We start from the raw sequence: 23922 nt of genomic DNA on the forward strand, positions 1-23922 counted from the left end.
CTTGCGTGACCCGGTCGTCGTCACGCTTCGAACCGAGGCTTCGCCCTGGGGCATTTCCACCGCGGTCGTTCTCCACGCGCTGATGGCGGCCATGATGCCGTTGCCGAAGCCGCCGAAGCGGCTGGAGGAGGAGCGCGTGTCGGTCGACATCCTGACGCCGCAACAATTCGAGGCGGCGACCAAGCCGCCTCCGCCCGCGCTAGAGGCGCCCGCACTGCCCGAGGCGCCTGCAACGGTGCCGCCGCCTGTTTCGAGCCCGCCCGGGCCGCAACCACCCGCCGCACCGGCCATGATCCGGCCGACTGAAATGTTGTCGGCCAAGACGCTCGCCGATCCGCGCAGCCGGCAGGCACGCGCCGATCTCGCCACCTTCGCTTCCGACGAGCGCATGGTGCAATTGTGCAATCTCGAGGCCATGGATCAGATTCGCCGATGGCGCACGGATTTTCAGCCCGAGCGGGTCGTGCCTTACGCCACGGCCGAGGAAAAAATCACCGGAACCACGATCGCCGCCAATGGTGCGGCTTTCCGCAGTCGCAGAAACTGGTATAGTCTGAAATTCAGATGCCAACTGGCTGGGGACGGCGAAAGTGTCGTCGGCTTCGAATTTCTGGTTGGCGATCTGGTCCCCAGGGAAAAATGGGACGAGCTTGGCCTCCCGGCGGTGCATTGACCGAATCCGGCAGGCTTCACAAGGCAGCCAACGGCCGCGATACCGCGGCCGTTGTGTGGTGACCCAAAAAACCTTATCAAGGCGCACGACCGGGCGGTGCTCGTTGCCATGATTTTGGCGCACCTCATTCGCAACAGGATCGCGCTCCGCGCGTGGAAAAATGACAAAAACCCTTCGCAAGACCCTTCGCAAATTCGCCATTGCCATTCCGCTTCTCGCCCTTGGCTTCTATTTCATTCCGATCCTGACCTCGGTCTTCATCGTGCTCGGCCTCATCGATGTGCTACGCAACGACCGCAAGGATCTGTCGCTATTCTCAGGCTATTTCCTCGGCAACGGCCTGTTCACCTGGCTGCTTTCGCCGTTCAATCTATTCGTCGATCTCTTGTGCTACAGAAATCCGGGCGTCTGGAAACTGGAGCAGTTTCCCGCCGACTATCAGCGCGAGGTCAATGAGGTCCTGGATATCTTCAAGGCGCGCAAGGATGAGATCATCGCCGACATCGACGCCAATTTCGGCGCCGGCCGGCGCGGTATGTACGTCTATCAGTGGTACGGCAAGCACAAGATCGACAACGTCGCCGAGTTCAACAAGGATTTCAAATACATCAAGACCATCGCGGTTTCCGTGTTCAGCAAGCGCGAATCGACCTCCTGGCACTTCGGCCCGCTGCGGCTCAGCCTGCGCATTCTCTACAATCTCATCCCGGTGAAATCAGAGATTTTCGTCGAATGCGGCAACGTCAAGAGCTACTGGTATGACAATCCGCTGTTCATCTTCGACGACACGCTGCTCCACCGCTCGGTCAACGAGTATGATGGCCGGCGCTACTGCGTGTTCATGGACATCATTCGCCCATCCCCGGTCCCCCGTCTCATCGCGGCCATGCTCGCCGTCGTCTCGGTGAGCGTCGAGCGCATCAACTCTATGTTCTACAAGAACTGGAAGATGATCGGCTCGACCAAGCCGAAGAAGGTCGAGACGACCTGAGCTTGAAATCGTCAATGCTGCCGGCTGCGCCGGCAGCATTTGGTGCTCATGCACGCCCCGGTGCGTCGCCGGGCCTTGATAGGCAAAAGCCCGTTCAGAAAGCGCTATCCCTGCCTGTCTCTTTTTGAGGGCGCTCTCGACGCTTGCGGTGCTCAGGCGTTCAAGTGTACATCCCGTTCAAGCTCTCAACAGTTCATGGCGAATCGCGTGAAATTCCTGCCGCCTGAACGGCTCTCGGCTGCATCAGCTGTAGTCCCGGTTTGGCCTCGATAGTCCTGTCTCTTCCCCTCCCTGGCAGCCTCAAGTGACGAAGAACGAAACTCTCGGATTCTGGCTAAAAGTCTACATATGTACCGTGCTATTAGGCGTTGCTTTCGCCGCCCTGTACATAAATCTTGAAGAGCCGGTCTATTATTGGGATTTCACCGCCTACTTTAACGGATTCAATCATCAAGGCGCGATCTTGGTCGAGAGCCCCCTCCGGTGGCTGAGCCAATTGAGGGACTCGGTCGCGAGGGATGACTACAGTGCGGCAGTTTTGGTGCCTCTACTGCCGTTTCAGATCCTTTTCGGCGGTTCGAGGCTTTCATACGTCGCCGCAATAGTCACTGTTTACCTGGTCCCGACGGCTCTTTTCATGGGAAGAATGAGCTACCTGGAGGCTACCGAGACGTCTTCATCCCAAGGCTGGCTCGCCGTGTGGGTTGCGGTCTTTCTCTACACCCCGTTCTGGGCGGCGACGCTGCGTGGGATGCCGGATATTGCCGGTTGTCTAGCGCTTTCCGCAGCAACCTATTTTCTTTGGAAATCAAAATTCCTGACCCGCGGACCGGTGATAAGCGGAATACGCGTTGGCCTGTGCCTGTGGTTGGCGTTCATGCTGCGCCGCTGGTATGCGTATTCAGTCGTAGGGATCGGAATTTCCGCGGCATTCTTTTGTTTGTTGCAGGTCGCAAAGGACCGGGACTTTCCAGCGCTCCGGAACGCTGCGCTAGGCGGCGTCTGTGCGATTTTGGTCATCGTCGGAGCCGCATTGGCCTTCCAGCAACCCCTGATCCTCAGGATTCTGGGAACCAGCTATGGCGATCTTTACAGCGGGTACAGGACGAATTTCATTTCCCAGATTGACCAGATAGGCTCCCGGCTCAGCTACGCAAACTGGCTGTTGATCATAGTGGGCCTTTATATCTCTCTTGTCCGTCGCAACAGCTTTGCTTTGTTCTGCGCCGTTGCCTCGGTACTCACTTTTTTGATTTTTACCCGAACGCAGGATATGGACCGGCATCATTCGATGTCTTTGTTTCTTTGGCTCTTTCCTGCCTATGCCCAGGCAATCGTCGCGATCGTTTCGATGTCAGCGCTGAGATCGCGATGGTCAACCGCCGCCATAGCCGCTGCGGCTGGGCTTGCGTATTTCGGTACTTTTTTCCCGGTTGGTCGTCAACTTCTATCGCCGATCAACTATGTCTTTGCCAGGGAAGCGACGCTTCCTCTTCACCTTGACAATCTTCCTGAATACGGACGCCTCATCGACGACCTTGTTGGCAGAATGGGACCGGAGGACAAGGTTTCGATATTTGCCTCTGGTTCGGTCATGAACGACGGGCTGTTGATTGGCATGAACCCGGCCCTTTACGATCACCTCGGATGGTCTTGCCAGGTCGATAGCCGCGATCAATTCAAGCCTGAAGTGTTGAAATCCAAATATGTTATCGCTACCGAACCTCCCGTGACCCATTTGCGGCCGGACGCGCAAATCTGTGTCACAATACCGGACCAGGATATTGTCGACGGGAAAGGCATCGGTGCCGCCTATAAGCGCGTTGCGGCATATCGATTGTCCGGCGACGTCAAGGGCTATCTCTATGAACAGGTGCGCCCGGTCAGCAAAGCGGAAATCGACGCCCTTTACAGCGAGTTCCGGAAAAAATACCCAGACTGGACAACGCCTGAGTGGTGACGATCAGGTTGACGGCCTCCGAGCGCGAACTCGGGCTTGGCGCTCTCGGCGGCTGTTGTTGCACCATCGTCCTATAGTCTCATCGAAGCATGATCCTCTACGACTCGAAGCCGCGGGTATATCTTAACGGATATTACGCTGCTTTTGAGTTGGAGCGACATTCGCCTCGGGAGGATAAGGTGAGCGGACGCCGATCGCGACGGCATTCCGGTCGAACGCCCCGGCGCCGTCGCCGATACGTTCGACGAGTGGGGCCTGTGGACGGGCACTGTCTGGAGCGAGGACTCCGAGGGCACCAACGGCATCGGCACGTGCCTTGCCGATCAGCGCGCGCTGACCATTCATCGCGACCAGCATTTCTTCGCGCAACGTCAAGAATTACTGGTATGACAATCCGCTGTTCTTTGAAGGCGGGCTCACCGCTTGCGGTGCCGACGCGTTCAAGTATACATCCTGTTCAAGCTCTCAACAATTCATGATACGAATCTGGCGAGATTCCCATTGCCTGAACGGCTCTTGGCTGCATCAGCGGTAGTCCCGGTTTGATCTCGACAGTTCTGCTTCTTCCCTTCCTGGGTGGCCTCAAGTGACGATGAACGATAGCCTCGGATTCTGGACAAAAACTTATGCATGTACCGTGTTGCTGGGCGTTGCTTTCGCCGCCGTCTACATAAGTCTTGAACTGCCCGTCTACTATTGGGACTTCGACGCTTATTTCACTGTGTTTAACGAGCAGGGCGCGTTCCTGGTTGAGAGCCCTTCTCAGTGGCTTCCTCAATTGAAGGCTTCTGTCGAGAGAGACGATTACAGTTCGGCAATTTTAGCGCCTCTGATGCCGTTTTACATATTCTTTGGTGGTTCAAGGCTTTCATACGTCGCCGCAATAGTCACGGTTTACCTGGTCCCGGCGGCTCTTTTCATGGGCAGAATGAGCTACCTGGAGGCGGTCTCCGAGACATCTCCATCCCGAAGCTGGTTCGCCGTCTGGATTGCGGCCTTTCTCTACACTCCGTTCTGGGCAGCGACGCTTCGTGGGTTGCCGGATGTTGGCGGTTGTCTGGCGCTTTCCGCAGCGACCTATTTTCTTTGGAAATCAAGGTTCCTGACCCATCAACCGGTGATCAGTGGAATACGGGTCGGTGCGTATCTGTGGCTCGCGTTCATGCTGCGCCGCTGGTACGCATTCGCCGTCATGGGGATCGCAATTTCCTCAGCACTCTTTTGTCTGTTCCAAGTCGCAAAAGACCGGGACTTTCCAGCGCTCTGGAAAGCTGCGTTAGGCGGCGTATGCGCGATTCTCGTTATTGTCGCAGCCGCGTGGATTTTCCAGCTACCCTTGATCGTCAAGATTTTAGCAACCAGCTATGGCGACCTTTACAGCGGATACAAGACAGATTTCGTCTCCCAGCTTGACCAGGTAGGATCTCGGATCAATTATGTAAACTGGCTATTGATCATATTGGGCCTTTGGATCTCTATTGTACGCCGCAACAGCTTTTCTTTGTTCTGTGCCGTTGCCTCGGCACTTACCTTTCTCCTCTTCACCCGGATGCAGGATCTGGACCGCCATCATTCGATGCCGATATTTCTTTGGCTCTTTCCTGCATACGCACAAGCAATCGTTGCAATCGTTTCGATGCCGGCGCTCAGACCGCGATGGGCAACCATCGTCATAGCCGTTGCTGCTGGGTTTGCGTATTTGGGCACTTTTTTTCCGATTGGCCGGCAGCTGCTGGCGCCGATCAGCTACGTCTTTGCCAGGGAAGCCACGCTTCCTCTTCACCTCGACAATCTCCCTGAATACACACGCCTCATCGATGACCTTCTTGGCAAAATGAGACCTGAGGACCGTTTTTCGGTGTTTGCCTCAGGTGCGGTCATGAACGACTGGCTGTTGTTTGGCATGAACTCAGACTTGGACCCTTACATCGAATGGGCCAGCCAAGTGGATAGCCGCAATCAATTCGGACCGAGAACATTGAAATCCAAATATGTTGTCGTAACGGACCCGCCCGTTACCCATTTGCGGCCGGATGCGCAGATCTGCATTACGATACCGAACCAGGATATTCTCGAAGGGAAAGGCATCGGTGCCGCCTACAAGCGCATTGCGGCCTATCGATTGTCCGGCGACGTCAAGGGCTACCTCTATGAGCAGGTGCGTCCCGTCAGCAGAGTTGAGATCGACGCCCTCTACGGCGAGTTCAGGAAAAAATACCCGGGCTGGGCAACGCCTGAGTGGTGAGGGTCGGGTCGATCGCGCCGGGCAGGGGCTTATGCGGCCACTCTCGGCGGTTGTTGTTGCACCATCGTCCTATAGCCTCATCGAAGCATAATCCTCTACAACTCGACGCTGCGGATATATCTGAACGGATATAACGATGCTTTTGAGTTGGAGCGACATTCGCCTTGGGAGGATAAGGTGAGCGGACGGCAGCCGACTGGTCATCATGCGGATTTCATACAAACATCCATCGCCAGCAACGATGCGGCGCGCTCGGCGTTGGTCGCCTCCTGGCGGCGCTCGCTCACATTGCACGGTCTCGATCCGGCCGAGCGCAAGGCGCCGCGGCGCCTGACCGCAGGCGAACTGAGCCAAGCAAGGCAACGCATGGAACCATTGCTTCGCGCCGCCGATTCGAGCCTGGATCGTCTCTATCTGGCCGTTGGCGGCGTCGGCTGCTGCGTGCTGCTTGCCGATCGCGACGGCATTCCGGTCGAACGCCGCGGCGCTGTCGCCGATGACGATACGTTCGACGAGTGGGGCCTGTGGACGGGCACTGCCTGGAGCGAGGACTCCGAGGGCACCAACGGCATCGGCACGTGCCTTGCCGATCAGCGCGCGCTGACCATTCATCGCGACCAGCATTTCTTTGCGCGCAACACGCTGCTCAGCTGCACCACCGCACCGATCTACGATCACGAAGGCAATCTGGCGGCGGCACTCGATGTCTCGTCTTGCCGGTCGGACCTGACCGAAGGCTTCGTCAACCTGATCGCCATTGCGGTAGGCGATGCCGCGCGCCGCATCGAGGCCGAGAATTTCCGCCTGACGTTTTCCAACGTCCGCATCTTGCTGGCGCCTGTCGCCGAGCGCAGCACAGGCGCGCTGATTGCCGTCGATGCCGACGATCTGGTGGTGGGCGCGACGCGCTCGGCGCGTCTTGCTCTCGGCATCACCCAACAGACCTTGGCCAAAGGGTTGCCGGCCGCCGACATCCTCGGCGGCTCGGCCAGGGCATCCGAAGACCTCGACGAGGCGGAACGCGGCGTGGTCCAGCGGGCAATCGCGCGAGCCGAAGGCAATGTTTCGGCCGCCGCCAGCAATCTTGGAATTTCGCGGGCGACCTTGCATCGCAAGCTTGCTCGATTCGGCATTCGCCGTCCGCACTGACCTTTGGGCTCGGCAGCTGTCGCAGATTTGCGACAGTCGACGCCGGCGAATGGTGGGGCCGGGCTGACAAGTCCGACCCCGTCCGCAACTCTCGCAACGACGCGACGCATCCCGCGGCGCTGCTTCATGGGAGGAAGACAATGAACAAGGTGGAATTTTCCCGCACGGCCAAGGTTCCCTTCGCCAAGCGCTACGACAATTACATCGGCGGCAAATGGGTCGCCCCGCTTTCCGGAAAATACTTTGACAACATATCGCCGGTCACCGGCCGGCCACTCGGCGAAGTCGCTCGCTCCGACGCCAAGGATATCGAGGCGGCACTCGACGCCGCGCACAAGGCCAAGGATGCCTGGGGCAAGACGAGTGCCGCCGCCCGCGCGCTGATCCTCAACCGTATCGCCGACCGCATGGAGGACAATCTCGACCTGCTGGCGCTCGCCGAAACCTGGGACAATGGCAAGCCGATCCGCGAGACGACCGCCGCCGACCTGCCGCTCGCCATCGACCATTTCCGCTATTTCGCCGGTGCGGTACGCAGCCAGGAGGGCGGCATCTCCGAGATCGACCACGACACCGTCGCCTATCATTTCCATGAGCCGCTTGGCGTCGTCGGCCAGATCATCCCGTGGAACTTCCCACTGCTGATGGCGGTGTGGAAGTTGGCGCCCGCGCTTGCCGCGGGCAATTGCGTGGTCCTCAAGCCAGCCGAACAGACGCCCGCCACCATCATGCTGTGGGCCGACCTGATCGGCGATCTCCTGCCAGACGGCGTGCTCAACATCGTCAACGGCTTTGGCCTCGAGGCCGGCAAGCCGCTCGCCTCGTCGAACCGCATCGCCAAGATCGCCTTCACTGGCGAGACCACGACCGGCCGGCTGATCTCGCAATATGCCAGCCAGAACCTGATCCCGGTGACGCTGGAACTCGGCGGCAAGTCGCCCAACATCTTCTTCCAGGACGTGACATCGGAGGACGACGACTTCTTCGACAAAGCGATCGAAGGCTTCGTCATGTTCGCGCTCAACCAGGGCGAGGTCTGCACCTGCCCCAGCCGCGCGCTGGTGCATGAGAAGATCTACGACAAGTTCATGGAAAAGGCGCTGAAGCGCGTCGAGGCGATCGTCCAGGGCGATCCGCTCGATCCGGCAACCATGATCGGTGCCCAGGCGTCGAGCGAGCAACTGGAGAAAATACTGAGCTATTTCGACATCGGCCGCCAGGAAGGCGCCGAAGTGCTGATCGGAGGCGAGCAGAACCATCTGCCGGGCGATCTGGCAGGCGGCTACTACGTCAAGCCGACCGTGTTCAAGGGCCACAACAAGATGCGTGTCTTCCAGGAGGAAATTTTTGGGCCTGTGGTCTCTGTCACCACCTTCAAGGATGACGACGAAGCGCTGTCGATTGCCAATGACACGCTCTACGGCCTCGGCGCCGGCATCTGGAGCCGCGACGCGAACCGTTGCTACCGCTTCGGCCGCGCCATCCAGGCCGGTCGCGTCTGGACCAACTGCTACCATGCCTATCCCGCGCATGCGGCGTTCGGCGGCTACAAGCAGTCGGGCATCGGCCGCGAGAACCACAAGATGATGCTCGACCACTATCAGCAGACCAAGAACATGCTGGTCAGCTACAGCCCGAAGAAACTCGGCTTCTTCTGATTGCCTCCCAAGGCAGCGCATGATCCTTCCCCAGGGATCATGCGCACTCTATGTAAGAGGCGCGGCTTTGGTTGCCGCGCCTCGGTCTCTTCGTGAAGATGGGCACTTGGTGACGGAGGCCCCCATGCTCGACAAGGTTTCCCTTGGAAAAGTCTCCGCCACGCCGGCAGCTCGGGCATTTCTGGCCGAGATCATCGCCGACCATGGTCCGGTGCTGTTCCACCAGTCGGGCGGCTGTTGCGATGGCTCCTCGCCAATGTGTTATCCCCAAAACGATTTCATCGTCGGCGACAATGATGTCATGCTGGGCGAAATCGGCGAGACGCCAGTCTATATCAGCGCCTCGCAATATGAGGTCTGGAAGCACACCGATCTCATCATCGACGTGGTGCCGGGCAGGGGCGGCATGTTTTCGCTCGACAATGGGCGCGAGCGGCGGTTCCTGACGCGCTCGACTGTCTGCGCCGTGCCAGCGCCCGCCCGCACCGGGGATTGACCGGGCCGCCCTTGTGGGGGCAGTAAACGGTCATGTTCAATCTGCTTCTCGTTGTAGTCGGCGGCGGCATCGGTGCCGGCATCCGTCATCTCACCAACATGGGCGCGCTGCGCTTTGTCGGCCCCAATTATCCCTGGGGCACGATGGCGATCAACCTCGTCGGCTCGTTCGCCATGGGCCTGTTCATCGCCACCCTGGCCCGCCGCGGCGGCACGAACGAGCTCAGGCTGTTCGTCGCTACCGGCATTCTCGGCGGCTTTACCACCTTTTCCGCCTTTTCGCTCGATTTCGCGACGCTGTGGGAGCGGGGCGCCACGCTGCCGGCGTTGGGATATGCGCTTGCCAGCGTCATAGGCGCCATTATTGCCCTGTTTTTGGGACTTTGGCTCGCAAGAACCGTTTCATAGTGTTATTGCCGCGCCGAGAGCAGGCCGAGCCCTGTTCGGGAAACGGATAAGCGAAAACGAATATGGCAGGCGTTGAACAGATCACGGTGGAGGCCGGCGAGGCGGGCATGCGGCTCGATCGCTGGTTCAAGACCCATTTCCCGGGCCTTGGCTTTGGCCATCTGCAAAAGTTGCTGCGCTCCGGCCAGATCCGCGTCGATGGCGGCCGGGTCAAGGCCGATACCCGCGTCGAGCCCGGCCAGATGGTGCGCGTTCCGCCGCTCGAGGTGGACAAGAAGGGCGAGAGCGCGCTGACCGGTCACTCGATCCGCAACCAGGGCGATGCCGACGTTCTGGCGAAAATGCTGATCCACGAGGATCCCAAGGTCTTCGTCTTCAACAAGCCGGCGGGCCTTGCGGTGCAGGGCGGCTCGGGCGTCACCCGCAATGTCGATGACATGCTGGAAGCCTGGCGCAACCAGAAAGGCGAGAAGCCGCGGCTGGTCCACCGCCTCGACCGCGACACCTCAGGCGTACTGGTCGTTGCCCGCACCCGGCTTGCCGCCATGAAGCTTGCCGAAGCGTTTCGCGCCCGCGAGACCAAGAAGACTTACTGGGCGCTGGTCAAAGGCGTGCCGCCGAAGCGCGAGGACAAGATATCGACCTGGCTGATCAAGGAGCCGACGCCGGACGGCGACCGCGTGCGTGTCGCCGCGCATGGCGAAAAGGGCGCCGACCACGCGGTCTCCTACTACCGCATCATCGAGCAGGCGGCACAGACGATGACCTGGCTGGAAATGGAGCCCTATACCGGCCGCACCCACCAGCTTCGCGTTCATGCCGCCTACATCGGCTGCCCGATCCTCGGCGATCCGAAATATTTCGAGGCCGACACCAACTGGGATTTCCCCGGCGGCATCCAGAACCGCCTGCATCTGCATGCGCGCCGCATCATCATTCCGCACCCCGACAAGGGCGTCATCGATGTCACCGCGCCGATGCCGCCGCACATGCGCCAGAGCTGGAACCTAATCGGCTTCGACGACGCCAGCGCGGAGGACTGATCGTGAGCGGCGCCACCGACGCGCTCGACCGGCGTGACACGATCGACATGGCCGCCGCCGCCATCATGGTCGGCCTGACCTTTTCCTGGGGGCTGAACTACGTCGCCGCCAAGATCTCCTATGCCGGTTACGATCCTGTCTTCCTGTCGATCACGCGCTCGATCATCGGCGGCCTGTGTGTCTTCGTCTGGTGCCAGTGGCGCGGCATAGCGCTTTTCACGCGCGATGGGACGTTGCCCGCCGGCATCGCGGTTGGCGTGCTTTTCGGCGTCGAGTTCCTTTTTCTTTATGTAGGCCTGGAGCACACGACCGTCGCCCGCAACACGCTGCTGGTCAACACAATGCCGTTCTGGATGCTGATCGGCGGCCACTTCCTGCTTGGCGAACAGATCACCTTGCGCAAGTTCCTCGGCCTGCTGCTGGCCTTTGCCGGCCTGGCCGCTGTCTTTTCCGACAAGCTTGGCGGCAGTGGCGACATGTTGTTCGGTGACCTCCTGAGCCTCGGCGCCGGATTTTTCTGGGCCTTGACCAACCTCCTCATCAAGCGCTCGAAGCTGGTCGAGGCGAGCGCCGAGAAGCTGCTTCTCTATCAGCTCGCCGGTGCTGCAATCGTTGGCGTTCTGGTCCTGCCTCTCGCCGGTCCGCCCGTTCGCGACCCTACCGTGCTGCCGACTTTGGCCCTGCTTTTCCAGGCTATTTACATCGTTGCCTTCACCTATGTGCTGTGGTTCTGGCTGCTGAGGCGTTATCCGGCGTCCGGCCTGTCCAGCTTCACCTTCCTGTCGCCGGTTTTCGGCGTGCTGTGCGGCGCCATGTTCTTGAATGAGCCGCTGACCATGCGCATTTTCCTGGCACTTGGCCTGATTGCCGCCGGACTGATCATCGTCAACCGGCCGGTGCGCAAGCTGACACCGGTGTAAGAGAGACATTCCATGCGCGACATCCTCAACGACCTCGAAGCGGGCAAATATCTTTCCGATCCGGATCCGGTGCGGCGCGCCCAGATCCAGATGAAGACGCATCTGCCGAAGCGCTTCTACAAATCCGTCTCGGTCGCGCCGGTGGACGGTGGCTTTGCCGTGCATCTCGACGGCAAGCCGGTGCGCACGCCGGGCAAGGCGCTGCTGACGCTGCCGACCGAGGCAGCGGCAGCGCTGGTCGCCGACGAGTTCGCCGCCCAGGGCGAGACCATCAATCCAGTGACGATGCCGGTGATGCGCCTCGTCAACACCGCCATCGACGGCGTCGCCAGCGATCCGCAGGCGGTGCTGGAAGACATCCTTCGCTTCGCGTCGTCCGATCTCACCTGCTATCGCGCTGATGCGCCGCAAGGGCTGGTGGAGCGGCAGAACGAACATTGGGATCCGGTCCTCGATTGGGCACGCGGCAGCCTCGGGGCTCGCTTCAATCTCGCCGAGGGCATCATCCATGTCGAGCAGCCGCGTGAAACCATTGCGGTTCTCGGTGTTCATCTCAGCCAGCGTGCCGAGCCGTTGCGGCTGGCCGCCATCCACGTCATGACCTCGCTGACCGGTTCGGCGCTGCTGGCGCTGGCCGTCGATTTCGGCGAACTCGACGCCCAGGCGGCCTGGGCCGCCGGCCATGTCGACGAGGACTGGCAGATCGAGCAATGGGGGCAGGATGCCGAAGCGGTCGCGCGCCGATCGGCCCGCAAGCGCGACATGATGGCTGCCGCCGGCCTGCTCGAAGCGCTCAAGGCCTGACGGTTTTGCCGCTCGCTCTCGCTCATCCCGCACCGCACCTAATACCAAAGTCATAATCCCAAAGGCGCCCTGCCGTTGGCGCGCGCTTTCTGTCATTTTTTCCGTGATCGCTGTGCTTGAGTCCGTGTTCGGAGGAGAACGCGGACCGTGGCGCGCAGCATCGAGGCAACGGGTCTCACGGGAGGACAATTCTATGGCAATGGCATCGACTGCCGGCGGAGCAAGCCGCGGCATGACGCGGGAGGAGAAGAAGGTCATCTTCGCTTCCTCGCTCGGCACCGTTTTCGAATGGTACGATTTCTATCTCTACGGCTCGCTGGCGGTGTTCATTGGTTCGACCTTTTTCAGTCCAACCATTCCGGAAGCGACGCGCAATATCTTCGCGCTGCTGGCTTTCGCCGCCGGCTTCCTGGTGCGCCCGTTCGGCGCGCTGCTGTTCGGCCGCATCGGCGACCTTGTCGGCCGCAAATATACGTTCCTCGTCACCATGACGATCATGGGTCTGTCGACCTTCCTGGTCGGCCTGCTGCCTGGATATGCGACTTTGGGCATCGCGGCTCCCGTGATCCTGATCATCCTGCGCATGCTGCAGGGCCTGGCGCTGGGCGGCGAATATGGCGGTGCGGCGACCTATGTCGCCGAGCATGCGCCTGATGACCGCCGTGGTTTCTACACCTCATGGATCCAGACGACGGCGACGCTCGGCCTGTTCCTGTCGCTGATCGTCATCCTGATCGTGCAGGGTTCATTGAGCAAGGAAACCTACGCCGCCTGGGGTTGGCGCATTCCTTTCATCGTCTCCTTCCTGCTGCTCGCCGTTTCAATCTGGATCCGGCTGTCTCTTTCCGAGTCGCCGACCTTCCAGAAGATGAAGGAAGAGGGCAAGGGTTCCAAGGCGCCGCTTTCGGAGGCCTTCGGCCAGTGGAAGAACGCCAAGATCGCGATCCTGGCGCTGCTCGGCCTTACCGCGGGTCAGGCCGTGGTCTGGTACAATGGCCAGTTCTACGCGCTGTTCTTCCTGCAGAACGTGCTCAAGGTCGAAGCGCAATCGGTCAACATCATGATTGCCATCGCACTCGCCCTCGGCTCGATCTTCTTCGTCGTCTTCGGCTGGCTCTCCGACAAGATCGGCCGCAAGCCGATCATCATGGCGGGCCTTGCTTTGGCGATCGTCTGCACTTTCCCGCTGTTCAAGGCGCTGACCTGGGCTGCCAATCCGGCACTCGCCAAGGCCCAGCAGAATACGCGCGCGACGGTGACGGCGGCACCCGGCGACTGCAAGTTCCAGTTCAATCCGGTCGGCACGGCGAAGTTCACGACGTCTTGCGACATCGCGACTTCGTTCCTGACCAAGAACTCGGTGCCCTATGACGTGGTGTCGACGGCCGCGGCCGGAACGGCTGCGTCGGTCAAGATCGGCAATGAGACGGTGAACTCCTACGACGCCATCGCCGTCGGCGACCAGGCGAAAGCCAAGGACGCCGCCTTCGTCAAGGCCGTTAACATGTCGCTGCAGGACGGCGGCTATCCCCTGAAGCGCGCGGCGATCAAGATTCCGGACCAGAAGCTTGACGCGTTTGTCGCCGCCAACCCGGAACTGAAGCTCGATGCCGCCGCGATCCGCGCCGGCGAGAAGGCGACGGTCCCCACAGACCAGGCGATCAAGGACAAGCTGCTGACCACCGACGAGGCGGCGGGTGCGCCCGAAGTCACCGTCTACACCATACCGGGCGGCGGTGCCTTCGCCATGTTCGCCGACCCGGCGGGAATCAACTGGCCGATGACCATCGGTATCCTGTTCATTCTCGTCCTGTTCGTGACCATGGTCTACGGTCCGATAGCCGCGATCCTGGTCGAGATGTTCCCGACCCGCATCCGCTACACCGGCATGTCGTTGCCCTATCACATCGGCAATGGTTGGTTCGGCGGCCTGCTGCCGGCGACCGTGTTCGCGCTTAGCGCCTACAAGGGCGATATCTACTATGGTCTGTGGTATCCGGTGGTCATTGCCGCGATGTCGCTGATCATCGGCCTGATCTTCGTCAAGGATACGCTCGGAACCAACCTGAACACCAAGCAGTAACGGACTGCTCGCCAGTCAACAAAAAACCCGGTGCGAGCGATCGCGCCGGGTTTTCAATGCCTGGTCGACAGGCGACGAGAGCAGGGCTTAGCTTTGCCGGTCCTGCTTCGCGGCCTCGATGGCCGCCTCGTGATACCAGCCGTCGCCGAAATCCGCCCGAACACCGCGCAGCGACGCGAGCTCTGCCGCAAACTTAGCCTTGCCGCTCAAATTTGAGGCAGAAGCGCGCGCTGCCACCGGGAACATTAGAATTTTGGCCGACGGACGTGTGGAAATGATTTCCATTGTCGGGTTCCTTTCCTCTGCCGAACCTTGTCGATTCAACTTGTTTCGAAGATAGGGTCTGCAATCAAGTTAGGCAATATGCCTACGAAAAGATCAGTATTTGCCTATTATTTGTGCGAATTGCAACTGTGATGGATCCGAACGCATTGCTTAGGCGGCTTGCCAACTTCCATCCGAATGCCGCGTCAATTTTGCCGCACCCTGCAGGCCAAGAGTGGCACACGAATTGCATTTTAGGGATGCGGCAGGCCGGCTGCTGGTGGCAGGAGAGCATGTCGACGCCGTCCAGCGTTCGGTGATCAAGCAACGAGAGGCTAGAATGACGAAATACAAGCTCGAGTATATCTGGCTCGATGGATACACCCCGGTCCCCAACCTTCGCGGCAAGACGCAGATCAAGGAATTCGCCGAATTCCCGACGCTCGAGCAGCTTCCGCTGTGGGGCTTTGATGGTTCCTCGACGATGCAGGCCGAGGGGCACAGTTCCGACTGCGTGCTGAAGCCGGTCGCGGTCTATCCGGACCCGGCCCGCGGCAACGGCGTGCTCGTCATGTGCGAAGTCATGATGCCCGATGGCGTCACCCCGCATGCCTCCAACAAGCGCGCCACCGTCCTCGATGACGAGGGTGCCTGGTTCGGCTTCGAGCAGGAATATTTCTTCTACAAGGACGGCCGCCCGCTCGGCTTCCCGGAGAGCGGCTATCCCGCACCGCAGGGTCCGTACTACACCGGCGTCGGCTACTCCAACGTTGGCTCCGTCGCGCGCCAGATCGTCGAGGAGCATCTCGATCTCTGCCTCGCCGCCGGCATCAACCACGAAGGCATCAACGCCGAGGTGGCCAAGGGCCAGTGGGAATTCCAGATTTTCGGCAAGGGCTCCAAGAAGGCCGCCGACCAGATGTGGATGGCCCGCTACCTGATGCAGCGCCTGACCGAGAAATACGGCATCGACATCGAATACCACTGCAAGCCGCTCGGCGACACCGACTGGAACGGCTCGGGCATGCACGCCAATTTCTCGACCGCCTATATGCGAGAAGTCGGCGGCAAGGCCTATTTCGAAGCGCTGATGGCGGCCTTCGACAAGAACCTGACGGATCACATCGCCGTCTACGGCCCGGACAACGACAAGCGTTTGACCGGCAAGCACGAGACCGCGCCCTGGAACAGGTTCAGCTATGGCATCGCCGATCGCGGCGCGTCGATCCGCGTGCCGCATTCCTTCATCAAGAACGACTACAAGGGCTATCTGGAAGACCGCCGTCCGAACTCGCAGGGCGACCCCTACCAGATCGCCTCGCAGATTCTGAAGACGATTGCTTCGGTACCGGCCAGCGCCCAGGTTTCGGCTGCAGCTTGAGCGTTGCGGACAGTTGACAAAAAGGCCTCGGCGCGAGCACCCGCGCCGGGGCCTTTCCTACAGCCGCAAATCAGACTGACTGATAGCGCGGTTTGCCGACCTTAGTTGGCGACGATACCCCGCGCTTTCAGCGCGGCCACAACCTTGTCATGCGGCAGCGCAGGCGTGCGGTTGCCGTCGCGGCCGATCATGTCGTGGTTGGCGACCAGCGCATTGAGCACGGCCTCTTCGGTCGCCTGCACCACTGCTGCGTAGAAAGCGTCCATCCGCCCCCATGGAATGAAGTCCATATGGCCGTAGCTCTGCTCGTTCGCGGGACCTTGCGGGAAACGTCCGTTGAGCGCGTCGGGATTGCCTGTCGAGAAGGCGAGAAAGATATCTCCGGAGAAATGTGAACCGGTCGTGCCGGTCCGCGCCAGGCCGAGCGGAACGCGGCGTGCGAGCGCCTTGCATTGGCCGGGCAGCAACGGCGCGTCGGTGGCGACGATGCCGATGCAGGAGCCGGCGCCTGTCGGCTGGCCGCCGAAGTAGGCCTCCATCGGATTGTCGGCGGCCAGCTCTTGCCCAAGCGGCACGCCGGCGATGCTGAGTTCGTGGCGCGAGCCGAAATTGGCCTGCAGGAACACGCCAACCGTGTAGTCGCGGTGGCCATAGCCGACCACCCGCGAGGCGGTGCCCGAGCCGCCCTTGAAGGCGTAGCAGTTCATGCCGGTGCCGCCGCCGACCGAGCCCTCCTCGATACTGCCGGAGGCGGCACTGTCGATCGCTGCCGTCGCGTGGTCGACGGTGATATGCGAGCCGTTGATATCGTTGAGGTAGCAGTCCCAGGTCTCCGCCACCACCGGCAGCAGCCACTGGCTGATCATGGCGGGCTTGTTGCGCGCCACCCAGTCGATGACGCCGCGATGGCAGGTGCCGACCGCATGGGTGTTGGTGATCAGGATCGGCAGGCTGAGACTGCCGGCCTCCTCGATCCAGGACGCGCCGGTCATCTCGCCATTGCCGTTGAAGGAATGATGGCCGGCCGCACAGGCGAGGCCGACGCCATCGCGTCCGAATGGCAGGATCGCGGTGACGCCGGTGCGCACCGGTCCATGGCCGAGGCTGAGCTTGCCGTCACCCTCGATGACGGTCGAATAGCCGACAAGAACGCCATCCACATCGGTGATGGCGTTGGCGTGTCCGGGCTTGCCCTGCAGGGGAATGCTAAGCGCCCGGGCGCGCTGCTTGCCGGCGGGCGTCATGTTGAGAACGGCTCTTTGATTCATGGTGGTGATGCATCCCTGTGGTGGCGACGATTCAGCCGAGGTGGCAGCCCGTGGCAAGCTCGGCATAGTGGGTGAGGATCGTCAGGGCAGCCTCTTGGTCGACCGCCGGCACGATGTTGGTGAGGTGAAGGCCGAGCCCGTCCTCGAGCACCACCAGGCTGCGCGCGATGATGTCGCTGCCCGTTTGCAGCTTGAAGATACCGGTCGCGGCGCCGGCTTCGAGGATGCCGACATAGATTGCCACCTGTCGCTCGAACAGCGTTATGTGACGGGCCGCGTAACTTGCGTCCGAACGCGAATAGGCGCCGAGCTCAAGCAGCAGCCGGCAGAGCTGGTCGTCCTTGTCGACCGGCAGCCCGCTCTCGATCATCGCCTTCAATCGTGAGCGGGGATCGGTGATCGCGGCGACCGATGCGGCGCGCAACGTGCAGAACCGCTCGACCGCCTTCCGCTGCACGTCGTCCAGCAGATCCTTCAATCCGGCATAGTAATAGAGCAGGGCGCTCGAACTCATCCCTGCCTCGCTGGCAACGTCACGCAGCGTGACGCCGGCCAGTCCGCGCCTGGCGATCATCGATTCCGCGGCTGCGACCAAGGTCAGGCGGCGGTCGGTCTGCGTCTTGGGTCTGCCCATTTTTCATTTCCTGAATTAAATTCAATTTAAAACTGGCATGTGAAATTTTGCAAGCGCGTATACACCATATTCGTTGACGATTTCAAATCGCATCGATAGGTTCCGCTGCGGAGGATAATTTTTATCTGATTAAAAAAAGGGGAGGACTATGTCTACAAACGAAGCAACAACAGGGGCGACGAAGGTCGCGCCGGCCGCCAAGGGGCTGGATCGGGCGCTCAATGCGTTGGGCACGCTGATGATCGTGCTGTCGGCGGTGACGCCGGCATCATCGGTTTTCATCATCGTGCCGGGCGTCATCGCGCTGGCCGGGACAGGTTCATTTCTCAGTTTCGTCGTTGCCGCCGTCATCGGGCTGTTCATGGCGTTCGTCTATGCCGAGCTGTCGTCGGCCTATCCCATGGCCGGCGGCGAATACACGATGATCGGCCGCACGCTCGGCCGCTTCTGGGGGTTCGTCACGCTGGTGCTGGTGTTCGTCTCGATCGTGCTGATCGTCGCGGTCATCGCGCTTGGCGTCGGCACCTATCTCGGTGTCCTCATTCCCAACCTCAGTCCGCAATGGGTGGGTGTGGTGACGATCGCGCTGGCCGGCACGGTCGCCGCGATGCGCATCAAGCTCAACGCCTTGGTCACAGGCATCTTCCTCGGCATCGAAATGCTGGCGCTGCTGATCCTGACAGGCCTTGGCTTCGCCCATGTCGAGCGGCCGCTCTCCAGCCTGTTCACGGCACCGCAGCTGCTTGATGCCACCACCAACACGCTGGTGCCCGCGTCGGCCGGCATCGTGCTGGCGGCAACCGCCGTTGCCCTGTTTGCCTACAATGGCTATGGCGCCGCCGCCTATTTCGGCGAGGAGACGCATGACGCCAAGCGCAACATCGGCAAGGTCGTGGTGTGGGCGCTGGTGATCACGGTCGCGGCCGAACTCATCCCTATGACCGCCGTGCTGCTCGGCGCGCCGGATCTGGTTGCCTTGCTCGCGGCGCCGCAGAAGATCGAGTATTTCCTCGAGGCGCGCGGCGGCCATGCGCTGACGGTGCTGATCAGCCTCGCCATCGCCGTTGCCATCTTCAATGCGGTCATCGCCATCATCCTGCAGGCGGCCCGACTGCTGTTCAGCTCCGGTCGAGACAAGACCTGGTTCGGCCCGATCAACACCGCAATTGCCTCGGTCCATGGCAGCTACGCATCGCCCTGGGTCGCCACCATCGTCGTGGCGGTTCTGGCGGCCGTCGCCTGCTTCATCGATATCAACCTGCTGCTGGTCGTCAGCGGCACCTCGCTGGTGGTCATCTACGCCTTGTTGTGCGTGGCGGCGTTTGTCGGCCGCCGCGCCGGCACCACCGATGGCGGGCATTACCGCATGCCGCTGTTCCCGGTCCCGGCCGTCCTCGCTTTCCTGGCGCTGATCTACGTCGCTTACCAGAACTATCTGGATGTCGCCTTCGGCCGTCCGAGCCTGATCGCAACGGGCCTGATCATGGTCGTGGCGGCGGTCTATTACCTGCTGGTCCTGGCCAGGCGAACGGACTGGAACCTGCACGGTCCCGACGAACTCGCAGGGTAGATCCACGTCCCTCCGACGGTCTGCTCCTGCAGGAGCCCCGGCCTATGCCGGGGTTCCTTTTTGCGCTTGCCTCGAAGATCTGATCTCGGGCAAAACATACCCAGAAAAAGTCAGGCAATTCAGGCGGTCGCAAATCCTGCCGGCCTTGGCATGCCGCCATGGCCGTTTCCAACGACAATCTGTCGAAAAGCCCGGAAAACCGCCCTTTCCAGCATTCTTCGGCGCTGCAACCGCTCCATAAGCACTTGCTAAAGCTACGAAATCGACTGTCCACGGCTCGGTTGGCGGCGTTGACAGATCGCAGTGCAGCATGGCGTATTCGTAGCTCTTGGGGTTACGTCACGCGATGCTGTTCGGACGGGCGGGGTTTTCTTGAACGGCAGCATTGGCGGGGGCGCCGGACGAGCGGGCACTGTAGCCTGAGGCAGTGCGCCGCTCGCTCCTGGCTTTATCTTCATGATCGACTGACCTGTCGGCACCTGCCCGGCAGCGCGCTGGGTTGATCAGCCCAAGGCACTCACACCATCGTCGAAAAGCTCACTGACAAGAAAGCGCGCGGTCGCGATCGCTTGATCGGCATGCGCGTGGCTATGAGACGGCAGCAAAAGGCCCTTGAAAGAGGAAGCTCCTTCAAGGGCCTTTTGTGTCAATCGGATCTTAGACCGAGTAATACATGTCGTACTCGATCGGATGCGGGGTCATCTCGAAGCGCATCACCTCGGCCATCTTCAGCTCGATGTAGCTGTCGATCTGGTCGTCGTCGAAGACGCCGCCGGCCTTCAGGAAGCCGCGATCCTTGTCGAGGCTCTGCAGCGCTTCACGCAGCGAGCCGCAGACGGTCGGGATCTTCTTGAGCTCCTTCGGCGGCAGGTCGTAAAGGTCCTTGTCCATCGGTTGGCCGGGGTGGATCTTGTTCTTGATGCCATCGAGGCCGGCCATCAGCATGGCGGCGAAAGCGAGGTAGGGGTTCGCACCCGGATCGGGGAAGCGGATCTCGACGCGCTTGGCCTTCGGCGACGAGCCGAACGGGATGCGGCAGGACGCCGAGCGGTTGCGCGCCGAATAGGCGAGCAGCACCGGCGCTTCGTAGCCGGGCACCAGACGCTTGTAGGAGTTGGTCAGCGGATTGGTGAAGGCGTTGATCGCCTTGGCGTGCTTGATGATACCGCCAATATAGAACAGGCAGCTTTCCGACAGGCCGGCATACTCATTGCCGGCGAAGGTCGGCTTGCCGTTCTTCCAGATCGACATGTGGACGTGCATGCCCGAGCCGTTGTCGCCGAAGATCGGCTTCGGCATGAAGGTCGCCGTCTTGCCGTAAGCGTTGGCGACCTGGTGCACGACGTATTTGTAGATCAGCATCTTGTCGGCATTGCGCACGAGCGCGTCGAACTTGATGCCGAGTTCGTGCTGGGCGGCTGCGACTTCGTGGTGATGCTTCTCGACGCGCACGCCCATTTCGGCGAGCACCGTCAGCATCTCGGAACGCATGTCCTGCGCGGAATCGATCGGCGGCACCGGGAAATAGCCGCCCTTGACGCGCGGACGATGACCGAGATTGCCGGTCTCGTAATCGGTGTCGTCGTTCGACGGCAGTTCGGTGGAGTCGAGCTTGAAACCGGTGTTGTAGGGATCGACCTTGTACTTCACATCGTCGAACACGAAGAATTCGGCTTCCGGGCCGACGAAGATCTGGTCGCCGATGCCTTCCGACTTCATGTAGGCCTCGGCCTTCTTGGCCGTGCCGCGCGGATCGCGGTTGTAGGATTCGCCCGAAACCGGATCGAGGATGTCGCACAGGATGACCATGGTCGACTGCGCGAAGAACGGGTCCATGTGAACCGTGTCCGGATCGGGCATCAGCACCATATCGGACTCGTTGATGGCCTTCCAGCCGGCAATCGAAGAACCGTCGAACATGACGCCATCGGCGAACATGTCTTCCTCGACCTCGATGACATCCATCGTCACGTGTTGCAGCTTGCCCTTCGGGTCGGTGAAGCGCAGGTCGACGAATTTCACGTCGTTGTCCTTGATCTGCTTCATTATGTCTTTGGCTGTCGTCATGTCATGTATCCCTGTGTGATGACGTTTTTTGATGATGATTTTTTCAGGCGGATGGCCGGTCGGATCAGACCGCGTCCATGCCGGTTTCGCCGGTGCGGATTCGCACGACTTCCTCGATGTTGGAGACGAAGATCTTGCCGTCGCCGATGCGGCCCGTCTGGGCCGCCTTGCGGATGGCCTCGATCGCGCCTTCGACCGCGTCGTCGCCGAGAACGACCTCGATTTTCACCTTGGGCAGAAAATCGACGACATATTCGGCGCCGCGGTAGAGTTCGGTATGGCCCTTCTGGCGACCGAAGCCCTTGGCCTCGGTGACCGTGATGCCCTGCAGTCCGGCCTCCTGAAGCGCTTCCTTCACTTCGTCCAGCTTGAATGGCTTGATGATCGCTTCGATCTTTTTCATGTAAAAAGTGGCCTCCACTGCCAAAAAACGGGTTGTGAGCCCCCGCTTGCGCCTCCATCAAGCACGAACTGTGCCAATTGGACGAATTTGAAGCGGTCTCATTCGATTTCGAAGCCGCGCCGCACCGGGATGCAAATTCGCGTCATTCACTGCATCAGGTGCGGCATGGGCTGCTGGAACCTACACAGTGCCAGTGATTGCGTCCGCACAATAATTAGGCAAATCGCCCATCCGGTGGGCAGTTTTGCGCCCGCGATGCCCGGTCTCGCCGATAGGACCGCAAGTCGCGCCAACTCCTCTTTGTTTGCTTCGGATCGGAAACTGGACAATGCTTGATCGAATGCGGATCGGCAATCCATGAGCAACGAACTTCTTTCCCCCGCCGAAATGAGCGAAGCCGATCGGCTGACGATTGCCGCCGGTCCAACCGACGGTATCGGCCTGATGCGCCGCGCCGGCGAAGCGGTTGCGGCCGAGATCCTCAAGCACTTTCCGGCGGCGGCGCACGTCCATGTGCTTTGCGGCCCTGGCAACAATGGCGGCGACGGCTATGTCGTTGCCCGCATCCTGGCTGCCAGCGGCGTCGGCACGACGGTCTGGGCAAGCGGAGCACCGAAGCCGGAAAGCGACGCGGCTCTCGCTGCCGCGCAATGCCCGGTCAAGCCTCGGCCACTGTCTGGTTTCGACGCCGAGGCCGGCTCGATCGTGGTCGACGCGCTCTATGGGGCAGGGCTGTCCAAGCCGCTGTCCGGCGATGACGCGAAAGCCGTCGATGTCGCCACAGCGCTGCGCCTGCCCGTGATCGCGGTCGACCTGCCGTCAGGCGTTTCAGGGGCCAGCGGCGAAATATTGGGCAGCACGTTTCGCGCCGACATCACCGTGACCTTCGCTCGGAAAAAGCCTGGCCACCTGCTGCTCCCGGGACGCGGGCAATGTGGTGAAGTCGTGCTCGCCGATATTGGCATCGGCGACGACATCATCGCCCAGCTCGCCGTGTCGACCTTCGAGAACGGGCCGGACCTGTGGTTACGGGAATTTCCCGTGCCGGCGGTGGACGCACACAAATACAAGCGCGGCCATGTCGGCGTCTTTTCCGGCGGCCCGAGCGCGACGGGCGCGGCGCGGCTGTCGGCACTTGCCGCCGCGAGAAGCGGGGCAGGGGCGGTCACCGTGCTGTCGCCGGCCAATGCCATGCAGGTCAATGCCGCGCATCTCACCTCGATCATGCTGCGCAAGGCCGACGACGTTGCCGAGATCGAGGCGTTTGTTGGCGGCCATCGGCCGTCGGCCTTTGTTCTAGGACCCGGATTCGGTGTCGGCGAAAGAACACGGGATTTTGCGCTGAAGCTGCTCGCCTCTGGCCGGTCGAAGGATGCCTCCGCTCGGCTTGACGGCCTGGTGCTCGACGCCGACGCGATAACCTCGTTTCGCGACGCGCCGGACGTTTTGTTCAAAGCCGCCCGGCAACCGAACGCTCCGGCCCTGGTGATGACGCCGCACGAAGGGGAGTTCGCCAAGCTGTTTCCCGACATCGCCCGGAACATCGCGTCCTCCAAGCTGGCCAAGGCGCGCGCCGCAGCCAAGCTTGCCAATGCCGTCATCGTCTACAAGGGCGCCGACACGGTGATCGCGGCTCCCGATGGCCGAGCGGCGATCAACAGCAACGGCGCGGCCTGGCTTGCCACCGCCGGGTCGGGCGACGTGTTGTCGGGCATCACTGCCGGGCTGCTCGCACAAGGCATGCCGGCGTTCGAAGCGGCCTGCGCCGCGGTGTGGATCCATGCCGAGGCCGGCAGCCGGTTCGGGCCGGGACTGATCGCCGAGGATCTGCCGCTGGTGCTGGTGCCGGTGCTGCGCGAACTGGTTGAAGCCTCAACGCAGGTACTGAACACACACCACAGTTGAA

20 protein-coding genes and 1 pseudogene are annotated in these 23922 nt (G+C 61.1%); 16 read left to right on the forward strand and 5 right to left on the reverse strand.

Annotated features, from left to right (window positions below; translation table 11 throughout):
* Position 1: 1 nt before the first annotated feature.
* From BPNPMPFG_RS03690 to BPNPMPFG_RS03750, 13 genes and pseudogenes are all read left to right on the forward strand, one after another.
* Positions 2 to 673 (forward strand): DUF930 domain-containing protein, encoded by a 672-nt coding sequence (locus tag BPNPMPFG_RS03690; RefSeq protein ID WP_258593278.1) that lies wholly within the window; start codon positions 2 to 4, stop codon positions 671 to 673.
* A gap of 160 nt (positions 674 to 833) precedes the next feature.
* Entirely contained in the window at positions 834 to 1664 is an 831-nt protein-coding gene (locus tag BPNPMPFG_RS03695) for an aspartyl/asparaginyl beta-hydroxylase domain-containing protein (protein WP_258593279.1), read from the forward strand.
* Positions 1665 to 1968: 304 nt separating this feature from the next.
* Complete coding sequence (locus tag BPNPMPFG_RS03700) at positions 1969 to 3624, forward strand: hypothetical protein (RefSeq protein WP_258593280.1); 1656 nt, start codon at positions 1969 to 1971, stop codon at positions 3622 to 3624.
* Between the two features lie 189 nt (positions 3625 to 3813).
* Positions 3814 to 4005: pseudogene (locus tag BPNPMPFG_RS03705) on the forward strand (sigma-54-dependent Fis family transcriptional regulator); the annotation flags it as partial.
* Positions 4006 to 4216: 211 nt separating this feature from the next.
* Positions 4217 to 5869, forward strand: a complete 1653-nt coding sequence (locus BPNPMPFG_RS03710) for a hypothetical protein (protein ID WP_258597051.1) — start codon at positions 4217 to 4219, stop codon at positions 5867 to 5869.
* 177 nt (positions 5870 to 6046) lie between these two features.
* Complete coding sequence (locus BPNPMPFG_RS03715) at positions 6047 to 7018, forward strand: helix-turn-helix domain-containing protein (protein WP_258593281.1); 972 nt, start codon at positions 6047 to 6049, stop codon at positions 7016 to 7018.
* Positions 7019 to 7158: 140 nt separating this feature from the next.
* On the forward strand, positions 7159 to 8676 hold the full coding sequence (gene adh, locus BPNPMPFG_RS03720; RefSeq protein WP_258593282.1) for an aldehyde dehydrogenase: 1518 nt from the start codon (positions 7159 to 7161) through the stop codon (positions 8674 to 8676).
* Between the two features lie 124 nt (positions 8677 to 8800).
* The gene (locus BPNPMPFG_RS03725; RefSeq protein WP_258593283.1) at positions 8801 to 9172 is read left to right on the forward strand and encodes a DUF779 domain-containing protein; all 372 of its coding nucleotides are present in this window, start codon (positions 8801 to 8803) and stop codon (positions 9170 to 9172) included.
* A gap of 32 nt (positions 9173 to 9204) precedes the next feature.
* The gene (gene crcB, locus BPNPMPFG_RS03730; RefSeq protein ID WP_258593284.1) at positions 9205 to 9579 is read left to right on the forward strand and encodes a fluoride efflux transporter CrcB; all 375 of its coding nucleotides are present in this window, start codon (positions 9205 to 9207) and stop codon (positions 9577 to 9579) included.
* A 62-nt stretch (positions 9580 to 9641) separates the two neighbouring features.
* Positions 9642 to 10622: an RluA family pseudouridine synthase gene (locus BPNPMPFG_RS03735; protein WP_023757961.1), complete on the forward strand. Its 981-nt coding sequence runs from the start codon at positions 9642 to 9644 to the stop codon at positions 10620 to 10622.
* A 47-nt stretch (positions 10623 to 10669) separates the two neighbouring features.
* Positions 10670 to 11542: a DMT family transporter gene (locus tag BPNPMPFG_RS03740; protein WP_258597052.1), complete on the forward strand. Its 873-nt coding sequence runs from the start codon at positions 10670 to 10672 to the stop codon at positions 11540 to 11542.
* A 12-nt stretch (positions 11543 to 11554) separates the two neighbouring features.
* Positions 11555 to 12346, forward strand: a complete 792-nt coding sequence (locus BPNPMPFG_RS03745; RefSeq protein ID WP_258593285.1) for an ATP12 family chaperone protein — start codon at positions 11555 to 11557, stop codon at positions 12344 to 12346.
* 193 nt (positions 12347 to 12539) lie between these two features.
* Complete coding sequence (locus BPNPMPFG_RS03750; RefSeq protein ID WP_258593286.1) at positions 12540 to 14429, forward strand: MFS transporter; 1890 nt, start codon at positions 12540 to 12542, stop codon at positions 14427 to 14429.
* An 87-nt stretch (positions 14430 to 14516) separates the two neighbouring features.
* Here BPNPMPFG_RS03750 and BPNPMPFG_RS03755 read toward each other — a convergent pair whose 3' ends face one another.
* Entirely contained in the window at positions 14517 to 14714 is a 198-nt protein-coding gene (locus BPNPMPFG_RS03755) for a DUF2735 domain-containing protein (protein ID WP_258593287.1), read from the reverse strand.
* 319 nt (positions 14715 to 15033) lie between these two features.
* Between BPNPMPFG_RS03755 and BPNPMPFG_RS03760 the strand changes: the two genes are divergently transcribed.
* The gene (locus BPNPMPFG_RS03760) at positions 15034 to 16074 is read left to right on the forward strand and encodes a glutamine synthetase beta-grasp domain-containing protein (protein ID WP_258597053.1); all 1041 of its coding nucleotides are present in this window, start codon (positions 15034 to 15036) and stop codon (positions 16072 to 16074) included.
* 101 nt (positions 16075 to 16175) lie between these two features.
* Here the strand turns inward: BPNPMPFG_RS03760 and BPNPMPFG_RS03765 are convergent, their stop codons facing one another.
* The gene (locus BPNPMPFG_RS03765; protein WP_258593288.1) at positions 16176 to 17342 is read right to left on the reverse strand and encodes a DmpA family aminopeptidase; all 1167 of its coding nucleotides are present in this window, start codon (positions 17340 to 17342) and stop codon (positions 16176 to 16178) included.
* Between the two features lie 31 nt (positions 17343 to 17373).
* On the reverse strand, positions 17374 to 17976 hold the full coding sequence (locus BPNPMPFG_RS03770; protein WP_258593289.1) for a TetR/AcrR family transcriptional regulator: 603 nt from the start codon (positions 17974 to 17976) through the stop codon (positions 17374 to 17376).
* 148 nt (positions 17977 to 18124) lie between these two features.
* On the opposite strand from BPNPMPFG_RS03770, the gene BPNPMPFG_RS03775 reads away from it, so the two are divergent.
* Positions 18125 to 19546 carry an APC family permease gene (locus BPNPMPFG_RS03775; RefSeq protein WP_258593290.1) on the forward strand — a complete coding sequence of 474 codons (1422 nt, stop codon included), beginning with the start codon at positions 18125 to 18127 and terminating at the stop codon, positions 19544 to 19546.
* A 657-nt stretch (positions 19547 to 20203) separates the two neighbouring features.
* On the opposite strand, the gene glnA is transcribed toward BPNPMPFG_RS03775, so the two are convergent.
* Positions 20204 to 21613, reverse strand: coding sequence for a type I glutamate--ammonia ligase (glnA, locus tag BPNPMPFG_RS03780; protein WP_258593291.1), 1410 nt, complete (start codon positions 21611 to 21613; stop codon positions 20204 to 20206).
* A gap of 64 nt (positions 21614 to 21677) precedes the next feature.
* Positions 21678 to 22016 (reverse strand): P-II family nitrogen regulator, encoded by a 339-nt coding sequence (locus BPNPMPFG_RS03785; protein WP_006205430.1) that lies wholly within the window; start codon positions 22014 to 22016, stop codon positions 21678 to 21680.
* Between the two features lie 357 nt (positions 22017 to 22373).
* Between BPNPMPFG_RS03785 and BPNPMPFG_RS03790 the strand changes: the two genes are divergently transcribed.
* Positions 22374 to 23921, forward strand: a complete 1548-nt coding sequence (locus BPNPMPFG_RS03790; protein WP_258593292.1) for an NAD(P)H-hydrate dehydratase — start codon at positions 22374 to 22376, stop codon at positions 23919 to 23921.
* Position 23922 lies beyond the last annotated feature (1 nt).

The organism is Mesorhizobium sp. AR07, assembly GCF_024746815.1.
Lineage (GTDB): Bacteria > Pseudomonadota > Alphaproteobacteria > Rhizobiales > Rhizobiaceae > Mesorhizobium.